Source organism: Streptomyces sp. WELS2, assembly GCF_013870595.1.
Lineage (GTDB): Bacteria > Actinomycetota > Actinomycetes > Streptomycetales > Streptomycetaceae > Streptomyces.
In genome coordinates, this window is the sequence record NZ_JACBWZ010001350.1 from 1 (window position 1) to 1,061 (window position 1,061).

Here is a 1,061-nt window from a genome sequence, read left to right on the forward strand (position 1 = left end):
CCGCGCCAGATCGGCCACGTCGGCCGCGCCCACGGACACCAGCACCCGGTAGGCCGCCTCGTGCGTCTCGTCCAGGCCTATCGCTGCCAGCATCGCCCCGCGCTCCTCCGTGTGCGTCGACCAAGCGGAAACGAGAGCGGCGTGGCGGTGAACGGCCACGGCGCGAACCCGCCGCCGGACATCATCGCCGCAGTGGCGGCGCGTCCGGCAAGGTGACAGCGGCCGCAGAACGCACGGCCGTTCACCTGGTTCACGGGCGCGATACCGGGGAACCCGGCCGGTGCGATGGCCCGGCCCCGGACGTGTGTGCGAGCGCGTGGTAGGGGCTCCGGGGCCGGACCATCTCAAGCGCCGCCGGGCGGCCCTCCCGTGGGGGGTAGGGCCGCCCGGCGGCCAACGCCCTTTGCTCGTAGGGCTGTTCAGTCCCCCACCCAAAGTGCCGGACGAGGCGGGGCGGTGCGCGGCAATTTCCCGGTGTCCCGGTTTTTCCGTGGTCCGTGCGGTGACAATCAGGGGCATGAGCGGGCAGGGCGCGATCCCCGATCGTCAAAACGACGACTGGTGGGGGGAGTTGTACGACGGCATCACGCCGGACACGGGTCCCGCGCGGGCGCCCGACTCCCTGGACGACCGGTACGCCTCGGCACGGAACGCGGTGACGGAACGGCCGGGGCCCGAGGAGCCGTCGCCCGCCCAGGAGCCGTTGTCTTCCCAGGAGCCGTCGTCCTGCCGGGAGTCGTCGCCTCCCCCGGAACCGGAACCGGAGCCGGCCGGGCCGCCGCAACCGGACCACCCCGCCGACTCCGCCGACCTCACCGACTCCGCCGTCCCCGCGGACACCCCGGACCACGTCGGCTCCGGACCGCCCACCTACGAGCCCGAGCCCACCACGCTCCCGCCCGCCGACCCGGACGCCCTGGACGGTCTGGTCCCGGACACCGTGCTGGACGGCGCCCGGTTCGGGCCGTGCACGCTGCGCACCGTGTCGCAGCGCGGGGACTCGGCGCGCTACCGGGGCGAAATGCGCCGGGACGCGCTGCTCACCGCGCGGTTCGGGACCG

General features: G+C 74.6%; 1 pseudogene. It reads left to right on the forward strand.

Annotation, left to right across the window (positions count from 1 at the left end):
* Nucleotides 1-517 precede the first annotated feature (517 nt).
* Nucleotides 518-1,061: pseudogene (locus tag H5J33_RS36285) on the forward strand (hypothetical protein); the annotation flags it as partial.